The sequence below is a fragment of the Methylobacterium aquaticum genome (assembly GCF_001043915.1).
In the GTDB taxonomy this organism is placed as follows: domain Bacteria; phylum Pseudomonadota; class Alphaproteobacteria; order Rhizobiales; family Beijerinckiaceae; genus Methylobacterium; species Methylobacterium aquaticum.
Genome location: NZ_LABX01000036.1, coordinates 1 through 10,486 on the forward strand (window position 1 = coordinate 1; position 10,486 = coordinate 10,486).

Sequence of the window (10,486 nt, forward strand, 5' to 3'; positions counted from 1 at the left end):
GACACATTCTGCGATGACCCCCAGTTGGCCCGCAGCGCCTGGTCGCTCGTCGCGCTGAGGGTGGCGCCGGCGAGGTTCTCGATCGTGAGGTTCGAGGTGGCGCGCGTGAAACTCGACGGGACCAGAGTCGTGTCGCGGTAATTGTAGTTGTTGTTGGCGGTGATGCCGCGGTCCCCACCCACGATGGTGCCGGCGTTCTGGATCGTCACCGCGCCGTTATACGTCACTACGTCGACGGCGGTGTCGTTGCCCTGGATCCGGCCGCCGGCGGCGTTGGTCACCAGCGTCGCGCCGCTGGGGACAGCGGCACCCGAGCTGTTGCCGGTTGTCGAGAGATGGTTGACGGTAACGCCGAAGTCGCCGCCCGAGACGGAGCCGCTGTTGGCGACCGCGACGTCGTTGGTGGATTGCAGACGGGCCACGATGCCGCGTCCGCCCGCGGCAACTGAGATCGTGCCCGAGTTGGTGAGGTTGACGGCGCCGGACCCGAAGGCGCGGCCGACCATGCCGTCGGCGGTGGCCGTGATGGTGCCGCGGTTCTCGATCGAAAGCGGGCCGTTGCTGGCCGGGAACGGGCCGGTGAAGCCGAAAGAGCTGGCCTGGGCCGCGCCATAGACGCGACCTTCGAGACCAGTGCCGGCGGTGATCCTGCCGGCCGCGTCATTGAGAAGGCTCAGCGGAGCGACACCGCCCACCGCGTAGACACCCCAGGTGCCGGTGCCCGGCAGGTTGGCGCGGATCGCGGGCGGCAGGCCCGAGGTCGCGCTGCTGTCAGTCGAGGGCGTCCCAGTCTGGGTCAGCGTTCCGCTGTTAGTTACGGTGGTGATGCCGAGCGCGCTGCCCGCCAGCAGGCCGAAGCGACCGAAGACGATAGAGCCGCTGTTGCCGACCGTGAGCGCCCCGCTGACGTTGCCGGCAACGAGGCCGGCATAAGGGGCAGTGATCGTGCCGGCATTGGTCATGGACAGAGGCGCGGCACGCGCGGAGCCCTGGATGCCAATATTGGCCGAGGTGATTGTGCCGCCGGCGGTGTTGGCGAGCGTCACGCCCCCGCTCGTGGTGCCGCTCGCGTCGGCGTAGATACCATAGAGGCTGCCGGCCGTGATCGTGCCGCTGTTGGTGATCTCGATCGTCCCGACGCCGCTCGTTGTGGCATAAATTGCAACACTGCCGAGAGAGTTAATTACACCTGTTGAGGAATTCGATATGGATATATTGCCGGCTCCTGCAGTTTGCGCAATCAATCCTCTATTTAGAGATGTTTGCAATACAACGTTGCCGTCGATATCACTGTTACTTCCTGTGCTTGTGGCAATTGGATAAGTTGTTCCATTAATTGTTGGTCCAGAACTTGCACCTTGTGCGATAAGTCCAGAGTTAACAATATTGATACTTCCACTTGTCGAAGCGGTCGTTATTCCTGGACCGGAGCTGTAGATTGCACCGCCCTGTTGATTTGTTATCGAAATCGTATTCGAGCCTGTTGATGTATTTGTATAGGCGAAGATACCAACGCTAGAGTCGCTGCCGGCCACAATGTTCGCTGTGGATTGAATATTAATATCAGCTACTTGCCCGACAAATAATGAAGAAAAATTACTAATGGACCTGATAAATGTGGAGCCACTAACGGATAAATTTACAGAAGTTTGACTTCCGGCAGGCACGCCTACTACGCCAAGAGGATCTCCGTTTGTTGAAGTATTCTCGTTGGTGATCGTGGTATTTGGAACAACAGATGCTGAGAAATTAGATTGAGTGTTGATACGATAAATTGTAGCAGAATTGCTTAAACCTGGACCGCACGTAACGCTGGATACATTGACTGCTCCGGGAGAGGGGTTGCAAACTGATAAAACAGTCTGAGCCGCTGAACCATAGCAGCCCGCTCCTACGGCTGCGGCCGAGAGGCTAACGATTGATGCGCTCCGAAGCATAGCGCCGCGCAACGACTGGAACTGACTCATGGGCCTTCCCCATACAGATTGGGGTCGTTTTAAGTGCATGATTTGGCGAAGTCATTCTTTCTAATCCCAGAGTGATTTTTTTTGGCCAAGCTGTTGTAAGCGTGACACATCATGATAAGGTATGACGCAATATATACAATATAGTGTATTTTTTGAATATATAGAATTTATACTATCGTTATGATTGTGAGTTCTCTGGCGAAACAGGCTAATTGCAAATACAGGAAGGAGGCGCTGGGCTCCAATATGTCGATTAACCCGCCGCAGCCGCAGGACCGCGGCCAGGCTACAGGCGGCAGCCAAGCCGGACGTGAGGACGAGGTAGACTGGGACGCTCATCCGATCGGCGCCAGCAGGATCGCCGTCTTCACCGAATTCCGCGTCGCCCGGGCGAACCGTCCTCCCGCGCCCCGTGTAGCTGTCAGCCTCGCCAAAGTTTGACGAACCGTTGCCGTTCGTGCCGAATGGCTGATTAAGGCGTCTCGCATCCCGCGAGTCGCTACCAGGATCACCGCCGCGACAGCAGCCACCTGAAAAAGCAAGACCCCGGAAGCCTGCCAGGGCCACCAGGGTCTAGAGCCCCGAGGGGGCCGATCCAGTCGTTTGCAGACGGATCATCCCCCGAAATCGCTGTGCGAGTCAATCTGAAAGCGTCGCTTTCGGAGACGGGCTCGGCTTGCCTGTGACGGACCGCCCGACCGGCGGCGCCGAATGCTGACCCGCGGCCCGACGAGGGCCGAACGATGACGCACGCCTATGCCCGGGGTGGTGGCGAAATGCCCGCCCCGAGGGGATTTGATGAGCCGCGCCAACGGGCTGCGGTGGTGGCGAAGCGCGGTCCCCGGAACGGGGGAGCGGGCAAACCGGAGATCTCCCGGTTTGGTTCGAGATCAGCCCGACGCGATACGTCGCCTTGGTGCCCCGACAGCACCGGCCCGTACCGACTGCCGGCCGGGATCCGCGATCGGCTCTTGGCCGCGCTGGCGGACCGGAAGAACCGGGATGCGGCCTTTGCCCTAGCTGTGTGGCTCGCGCGCTTTTGGAGCAGCCCGAGGCGGCTGTTGTGCGCGATCCCGGTGGATAGGCGGGCGATTGCCGATCGCACCGACCTCGGGCTCACCGAAGCCCGGGTGCGCGGCGCCCTCGCGGTCCTGGTCGAGGTGGGCTTTCTGGCCCGCTACGAGCCCGATCCCGGGAAACGCTACCAGCGCACCGAGGGCGGCCTTCAGCGCCGGGCGATCCTGCATCGGTTCGGCGAGGAGTACGCCGTAGCCTTCACGGCAGCGAATGCGCGAGTTCAGGCGGCCCGTGGGGCCCCAGCGCCGGCAAGACGGCCAATCCCGCGTCCCGAGCCGCAACGGCCATCAGCGCCCAACGTCGCAGCCCCCAGGGCCATGCCAGTAATCCAAGTCGCCCAAAAGCAAACTTCCCCGGAAAGGGGGATGATTATGGGTGAGGAGGATCGGCGGAGTCCTGCGCCAGCCCTTGAGGGGCTGGAAGCCGCGCTCGAACGGCTACGGCGAGGCATGGGCCTGTGACCGGCAGGGCCGCGGAACCGTCGCTAAGCTCTGCCGAGAGGCAGGGTCGCAGAGGTGGCAGCGTCACCTGAAATGAGCCGCTACGCTATGCAGCAGCGAGAGATCAGCACGCTAACCAGCAGAGATGGATCTCGTGCCAGCTGACAAAATCACGCTAAGCTTGCCCCCAAACGGGGGATCAGCGCTGCCAGCGGTGCTATTAGAGTGCAGCCGCCGACAGCCCAAGATCGTCTTGTGGCCGCCATCGGTCTAGGACCGACAGCCATGCGCCTGTTCTCCACCCTGACTTTCGCCCTCATGCTCGCCATCGGCACCGCCGCAGCCCTGACCGTCGCTCCTGCGCCGGGTCACGCCTGTTCCACCAGCTGCAAATAAGGGGATCTGATGACCCGCATCCTGACCGCCCTGGCGCTCACCCTGACCCTGCTCGGTACGGGCGTCGCCCTCTCCACCAGCTCAGCATGGGCCGGCCAAGTCGATTGCCGGGGCTGTAGAAACGGCGGACATTGTCCATCTGTGTGCCGTCAGCTGGATCAATGTCAGTCTGGTCTTCCAATATTTCGCGCTTGCCTGAAAACATGTCCGGGAGACAAAAGAGGAAAATGTAATATTAATTGCCAAAAACGTGCTGGTATATTGCGTTGTCACTAATTATTAAGTGTCGGAAAATCATAACAAATATCCCCCGGAAAAGCCCGGGGAGTCTATTTTTAATAATGATTGCCTTCTTTCAATGCGGTTCAAGGCTCACGGCATCCGCAGCGCGCCGAACGGCAGGATGCCCGCCCCAACACCAGCGCCGACACCGATCCGCGGCGCGATCCCGGCCGGCAACTCCGGCAGCGGCGGGCGCACCCGTGGTGCTCCGCCCCTCGTATTCGAATCAGAGCACCTATCGCAGCGTGGGCGACTCGCCAGGCTTCAGGTGACGGTCCTCACCGTCAGGGCCGCCTTGCGACACATGGGAGTGGAGCCGGTCCAGGTGGTCGAAGACGTGCTCAAAGGCGCGCGTAACCGCCTCCTCGAACGAGCCGTCACCCTTGCCCTGCGCGGCCTTGAGAGCGCTGAGGAGTTGCTGGTGCTTCTCGGTATCGCTCGACATGGCATGCCTCCTGCCGGTGAGATACCAGCGTAAACGGCAAGCCATGCGACTGGGCTCGGTTCCTAGTGCCGTTGCCGAAGGTGGTTTGATTTCCGAGGGGTTTTTGGATGCCGCCAACGCGCGTGCAAGGCTCGGCCGCAACCTCCTACGGGAGACTACGGAAAACCAGGGTCGCCGATGGCTTCCGCGCTGGCGACTACAGGGGTGGTTACAGGCTCCCCACCTGCAATGGGCGGCTGTCAAATGCCGTCATTGCGGCGCCGCAGCGCGCCCGACCCGTTGAGGAATGTTGAGGTGCGATCGGCTTTCAGTGCATCCGCCCTATTGACACTTGTTGACACGGTCGGGGTCCCCCGAAGGGCTCAGGCTTGTATTTAATGGTGGTTTTTCGTGATTTTTCGTCGCTTCTAGGCACTTCTTTTTGCGCTGCCCCGGGCATCTGGGGTGTTCATAAATGTTAGTCCTGAGGCATCCGTTTTTCGAGCGATCGACAGCCTGCACGTGCTGCCGGAGGCGGGTCGCGCGCCGAGCGCCGCACGCCTCACAGAAACATGTCCATCACCTCGTTGAGGCTGTCCCTGACCTTCCGCCCGAACGAGTGCTCGCGCACGTGTTCGGGCAGTTCGTCGAATAGCGCCTGGAGCACGTCGCACACAGGGGTGCCGCCGTTCGTGACGCTGACCCCCTTCATGGCAAGGAGGCGATCCACGGCCTCGCGATGCCGGCGCTGGTGTTCCTCGCCGTCCAGAATGGCGCCCTCGGCGCGAAGGGCCGATCTCAGGTCGGACCCGCTTTCGTAGCCCAGCGCCCGGCCGTAAGCCTCAGCGACAGCCTCCTGCTCCATCATGCCGCCGAGGTGGCCCGCGATCAGCAGCACCATCAGGTTGGCGGCGCCCATGAAGGGGCGCTGCATCGCGGCCTTGGAAGCCCGATCCGCCTCAAGGGCGACGAGACGACGTTCGAGGGTGGCATGCATCAAGCCCGAGCCTCCGCACGCACCCGGTCCGGCGACAGGCCGGTGGCGCGGATCCATTCGTCCAGGCGCTCGCCGATGTCTCCCCATCCGGCGATCGGCCTGCCAGTGATGAGGCTCGCAGCCTGCTTGCACGATGCCGCCTCGTCGAGGATGCGGACGAAGCCGCCGAACACCGCCGCCTCGCCGGCTCGCCGGCTCGGCCGCGGTCGATGCCCTCGGTCCGCAGCAACTCGGTAAAGGCAGCCTCCATCCTGGCACCCCACGCCTCAGTGCCGGCTTCGCTCTTGGCCTCCCGGTCCATCTCGGACCCGTCACGGTAGCCCAGGGCGCGAGCGAGCCCGTCGCTCACCCCGTCGTCGAGGTAGGGCGGCGCTTGGTCCCGCGGTTGCGGGTAGCCGCCGAGCCGGGATGCGATGGCAAACATCAGCACCGGGATCATCCCGGGCGGAGGCGACTGCTGAGGCGCCCCCCGCTGAGCCTCAAGCCGGTCCAGCCGATCTTTCATCCTGGGGTGCATCATGCTCCTCCCGTCTTGGCTTCGAGGGCGGCCAGGCGTTCGGCGAAGTCCGCCGCCTCTACCGCCTTTACGTGAGCGTCGACCAGCTTGCCGAGTTCAGCGGCCTCCGAGGGTGTGAGGTCGCCGGCAGCGACAGCCGCCAGCAATGCCGAGGTGGCCTTCGTCAGATCTGCCGGGTTTTCGATGGGTGGCAGGGCGAACCGGATCGGACGATCCTTCCGAACCGGGATCAGTCGTTCAAGGCAGAGCCGCAGCGCGACGGTATCACCGTTCTTGGCGAGTTCGATCGCCTTGCGAGTGATCTCTTGTCCTTCGCCCTCTAGGAGCGCTTCCATGGCGACTGTCGTCTTGTGGCGAGCGCCCTTCGGCCTTCCTCTTGGATTACCGCTCTGCCCCTTGCTGAAGGTTCCTGGTTTTGACACACCTAACTCCTGAAACTACAGGATCGTAACAGACGAACAGGGCATTGACTAGGCAATAATGACTGTTTCGCCATACGGCGTTGCAACCGCCGGAACGACGATCTCTGAAAAACAATCAACGGATATCAATCGCGGTGGCGATCCTGAGAAGGTCGCGCCCCTCGCGCGCGGGGATAGCGAGCTAACTTCGTTTACATTGTCAACGAGGTCGGTGGCGCTCCTACGCGCACGGAGATGCCTCGACGACAGCAAGTTGTACAATGTACAAGATGCCCCACGGCCCTCGCGCGCGAGGACGCGGCCGAAACTGTGTATATTATCCACGGTTTCCGGCGCTTTCGTCCTCGCGCGCGAGGAAGCGGCGAGGGAGGGCTTGTACATTGTCAAAGCCCTCAGCTGGCGCCGCTACACCTACGCGCGCGGGGATGCCTCTTCCCGTTTGAATTCCTGGGACTTTCTGGAAGCGCTCAAGGGGGGCAATCAATCAAAACGGGCGCCGATTTGGCGCTGGTTTCCACGGAGGTTTCCAGCGCCAACGCGCGAGGGGCAATCGAAACTACCGCCTCGGTTTCCACTCAGGTTTCCACATCTGGGGCCTGTTAAGCCTGGAAACCGGCGCGGATCGATGGCCCTGCGTTGCCGTTTCGTCGCGGGTTCGATGCCTGAACGATAGGTGCGGACTTGAATTATCGAACAGGCAATCAAGGCCGGGTTGCTGATTTTTGCTAAGACAGGGAGTGGTTTGGGTGCTGGTAGCGTAGGCGTTTTGTCAGTCCATAAAAAAGGCAATCACGCCAGCCCGGATGAGACTGCCGTCATCGCAGCCGGCCAGCGCAGTCGGGGCACGGGATCTCGCCCTTGTCACCCGATATGCCTTTAGTTGCCCTCAGAGCCTCGCTGACGGCGCTTCTAGGCTCGGGGGCTACTAACCGGACAGCGGCCGAAAACGCCTCCAGCGCCTCCGCAGCGGCTTTCTGGCGTATTCCGCCTGCATCGGGTCGGGCGCGGATCGCGGCGGCATCCTCCTCGGCCACCGAAAGAACGGCCAAAGCCCCGGCGCGATAGCTCGCATCACTCATCCTTCGGGCCTCCCCGTGATGCCGGCATGGCGTCGATGAAGGTCTCCAGGTCGACGCGGCGAATGAGGCGAACGCCATTGATCTTGCGGGACAGCAGGCCGCCTTTTCTGATCCACTTCCACACCAGCGCCCGGCTGACGCCCGCGATCTCGGCAACCTCCTCCACCCGGTAGGCAATCCGATCCGATGCAAGGGTGGATGACGGCTGTGGATCTGGCAGAGGCAGAGGCGCTTCCTGCAACGGCATGGCCTGAACAGCGGCACGAACCTCAAGCTCGATCAGCCTGCGAATGGCGTGCTCGGGGATCATGGATTTCAGGCTGGCCGTGACGTTCTCAACGACGCGGGCCACGGCGGCGTCAACGACCTGCTGCCGCGTGTCGGCAGGCGCCGGGTTGCCCGATGGCTGCGCTGGCCGGGCGCCCGACCCGCTGTTGCTCACCCGTCTCATGCTGCCCATCCGGCGGAGGTTGCGATGCCGCGAATGGTGCGCTCGCCGGACGGGAGTCGAGTAGGCGCTCTATCCGCGCGAAGTCCCGAATGGGCGCACTTATGGGGAAATTCTCGATTTCCCGATTTTTCGTGTCGGATCAGGGGCTTCGCTGCGGCGTCCGTTCGACGCCGAAACGCCGCCCATCTGGCCCCTGTCCGAGGCCTCATGGCAGCGCCCGCCGGATGTTGCCGACGGTCTGGGGCGAGACACCGGCCCGCCGGGCAATCTCCCGATCGGAGACGGCATTGCCGGGATCGTCGGCATTGGATCGCAGCAGGTCGAGGACGGCGCGGCGCTTCTCGGCGTTGGTCCGGCGCGAGGGGTATGCCGGGCGGGATGCCCCTTCCTCGCACGGTTGGTTCCCCGCATCGGGGGGATCAACCGGCCGTCCAGATTGGACGGGCGAGGACGCCGGATCGGGCGAGCGCGAAACCTCGACGGGCGGCGTCGGGTTTCCGTCCCGCTCCCGGATGCGGGCGCCCATGCGCTCGATATCGGCCCGCAGGGTGGCGAGGCGCACACGCTCTTCGGCCGGGTCCGGGTGTATCTCACGGGCGTTGTGGTAGTCGAACCAAGAGAGGCGGGCCCGAAGGTCATTCAGGGACCGCGCCGGCAGGGTGTTGAGGAGTTCTTCCAGCACGTAGCGCCGGGCCTCAACCCAATGCTCGGGGCTGTATTCGTAGAAGAAAACCGCCCGGTCGGTATCCAGCGCCTCGGCCTCGTCGAACTCGGCCCAAGCCTCGGCAACGGTCCGGGGGAGCGGCCAGGCGCCCGACACCGCGTCGCGCACGCTGTCAGGCAGCTTGGACCGGCCATCGAAGACACCGCTCCATCCGTCCAGGGTGTCTATCTCCCCGCCGGTGATGGGCCGGCGCGTGATGAGCGGTTCGCAGGCGGCGCGCATGGCAGCCTCGCGCGGTGTGTCGGCGAAGACGGCCTCTTGGCTGCCGTACACATCCAGCAGCTCGGCCCGGCGGGATGCGCGCTCCCGGTCCCGTTCGGCCTGCCAAGCCTTTTGCTCGGGGCTGTTGAACAGGTCCTCGAAAAAGCTCCGGGGCTGCGGCGGCACGGTGGCCCCGTCCAACTTGGACACCGCCTCTGCGACCGTCATCCCGGCGGAGCGGGCCAGCGCTTCCATCCGGCCCGCGGCGGCGGCCTTCTCGCCCGGCGTCGAGGCGCGATCGTGCAAGGCGCGGACCTTCGCGAACGTCTCGAGGCCGGCGGTCATGCCATCCAGGTCCCGTTCTCGTCGCCGATGCCGTCCCATGCCTTGTCCAGCATGTCACGACGGATAGTAGCGCGGCGCTCGTCAGTCTCATAAGCCGCCGCGAGATGGCAGATGGCGCGCATGGCTCGTATAGAGCGAGTCGCTCTAAATGCACGGAGCCCATACTTGCGCAGAAGCGGGGCAGTCTCCGCGGAAGATTTTCCTTGGGCAACAAACATGAGTAACTCGTGCGCAATGTCGCGAACAAGCCAATTAACCCCTCCAGCTTCCCAAACAGCAGCGGCATCAGCTTGTATTCGGGCATTTTCTTCACGTCGATTGCGCGGCGGCTGTGGGAACTGTGCATCGACGGCGGCAAACACGGTCGAGTAGTCGACGGGGGTCTCTTGCTCCATGGCACACCTCATCAGGTTGCGGGATAGGGCTTGGTCAGAACAGCATAGGAGGCCCAGACGTGTCTCTTGTCCGGGGTCTGCATAGCGTTGATGGCCCGGGCGGCAGCGGGCAGCACGGCCGGATCCCGCTCGGCCTGGCGCAGTAGGCGAACCGCCTCCTGTCCACGCGGGCCGGTGGTCAGGTGGATCACGGCTTCAAGGCAGCGGCAGCGGGCGACGCGCTCGGGGGCATCGATCCCGGGGCTGAACGGCCCCCAACGGTCGGCGGCGTCGATCATTCCGCGGCCTCCAATCGGATCGGGGTCGCAGTAGCAAGGATGGCCCGGATCGAAGGTGCCCACCGGATCGGCTTGGCGTCGGGCGGCAGGGTCCAGCGCACTACCTCGGCCCGAACTGGCGCGAGGCGCTCGGCCGGCGCCGGCACATCAACCACACACCGGAAGTGCGCGACGAGTTCGGGGTCGTAGTCGGCCGCACGAAGCGGCAGGGCGCTCGCCCGCACGGGCGAGGTCGAGGCTTCGGCGGGCTCTGTCCGGGGCGCCTGCTCCGGCTGTTCGATCTTCACCCACTCAAGCGCACCGAGGCGGTCGAACAGCCAACCCTCGAAATCCGGGGGGGCGTTCGGGAGCAGGATCGCCTTGGCTGGAGCGTAGCGCCCGCGACGCTTGTAGGTCGCCTGCCTGACGATGGCCCCAACGTGTTTAGGGGTGCCGGAGGCCGCCGTTCCGGGGGCGTTCTGGCCCGCCGTGACGATGGGGGTAACGTCTAT

At 63.6% G+C, this 10,486-nt stretch carries 9 protein-coding genes and 1 pseudogene; all 10 read right to left on the bottom strand.

Annotated elements, in window-relative coordinates:
• Window positions 1–1,046, bottom strand: a pseudogene (locus VP06_RS05015) (hypothetical protein); the annotation flags it as partial.
• A 3,351-nt stretch (window positions 1,047–4,397) separates the two neighbouring features.
• Entirely contained in the window at window positions 4,398–4,607 is a 210-nt protein-coding gene (locus tag VP06_RS05020; RefSeq protein ID WP_048432599.1) for a hypothetical protein, read from the bottom strand.
• A gap of 541 nt (window positions 4,608–5,148) precedes the next feature.
• Window positions 5,149–5,583 carry a hypothetical protein gene (locus tag VP06_RS05025; RefSeq protein ID WP_048462734.1) on the bottom strand — a complete coding sequence of 145 codons (435 nt, stop codon included), beginning with the start codon at window positions 5,581–5,583 and terminating at the stop codon, window positions 5,149–5,151.
• Window positions 5,583–5,756, bottom strand: a complete 174-nt coding sequence (locus VP06_RS35950) for a hypothetical protein (protein WP_156295456.1) — start codon at window positions 5,754–5,756, stop codon at window positions 5,583–5,585. The genes VP06_RS05025 and VP06_RS35950 overlap by 1 nt, the downstream gene beginning before the upstream one ends.
• Before the next feature lie 343 nt (window positions 5,757–6,099).
• Complete coding sequence (locus VP06_RS05030; protein WP_048462735.1) at window positions 6,100–6,522, bottom strand: DUF5681 domain-containing protein; 423 nt, start codon at window positions 6,520–6,522, stop codon at window positions 6,100–6,102.
• A 1,071-nt stretch (window positions 6,523–7,593) separates the two neighbouring features.
• Window positions 7,594–8,052 (bottom strand): helix-turn-helix domain-containing protein, encoded by a 459-nt coding sequence (locus tag VP06_RS05035; RefSeq protein WP_048462736.1) that lies wholly within the window; start codon window positions 8,050–8,052, stop codon window positions 7,594–7,596.
• Window positions 8,053–8,257: 205 nt separating this feature from the next.
• The gene (locus VP06_RS38705; RefSeq protein ID WP_048462737.1) at window positions 8,258–9,322 is read right to left on the bottom strand and encodes a hypothetical protein; all 1,065 of its coding nucleotides are present in this window, start codon (window positions 9,320–9,322) and stop codon (window positions 8,258–8,260) included.
• Entirely contained in the window at window positions 9,319–9,717 is a 399-nt protein-coding gene (locus tag VP06_RS35955) for a hypothetical protein (protein ID WP_156295457.1), read from the bottom strand. Before VP06_RS35955 ends, VP06_RS38705 begins: the two co-directional genes overlap by 4 nt.
• A gap of 11 nt (window positions 9,718–9,728) precedes the next feature.
• Window positions 9,729–9,995, bottom strand: a complete 267-nt coding sequence (locus tag VP06_RS05045; RefSeq protein ID WP_048462738.1) for a hypothetical protein — start codon at window positions 9,993–9,995, stop codon at window positions 9,729–9,731.
• The coding region (locus tag VP06_RS37035) for a hypothetical protein (protein ID WP_048462739.1) at window positions 9,992–10,486 on the bottom strand (495 nt) is incomplete at its 5' end. The genes VP06_RS37035 and VP06_RS05045, both read right to left, overlap by 4 nt.